Genomic DNA, 403 nt, shown 5'->3' with positions numbered 1-403 from the left:
ATATTTCTTATATTTATAGATGGGGACTATTTCCCACCAAGGTTTACCTCGTAGAATTAGTTGGTACATTGCTTTTCCATTCCCTTGGGATGCTTGTTTTTCCCATTGGGGAATAGCTTTATCTGTCCAAGCTTCATCACATGGCCATCCAAGATACTTACAAGGGCTATTGCCATTTCCCGCCAATACGTCCATAGCCCAAGGGTCGCCCATATTGGCGGCTTTTAAAAAGGTCTGCCCCGCTTCAAACTGCTGGCGGTTTTTATACTGTGTAACACCTAGCCAGTAAGTCGCGTAAGCACTGCCTTGGTCTGATTGTTGTTGAAAAATCTGCTCGGCTTGTGGGTACTGTTTTTGGTTAAACAGTCGGATCCCTTGTTCAACAGGTGTCATCGCCCACAGC

General features: G+C 45.4%; 1 pseudogene. It reads right to left on the bottom strand.

Annotated elements, in window-relative coordinates:
* Window positions 1–402: pseudogene (locus QTN94_RS20515) on the bottom strand (sel1 repeat family protein); the annotation flags it as partial.
* Between the last annotated feature and the right edge of the window lies 1 nt (window position 403).

The organism is Vibrio sp. M250220 (assembly GCF_036533795.1).
Classification (GTDB): Bacteria; Pseudomonadota; Gammaproteobacteria; order Enterobacterales; family Vibrionaceae; genus Vibrio.
The sequence above is the reverse complement of the archived record's forward strand: the minus strand, read 5'-3'. Positions and strand labels throughout refer to the sequence as shown.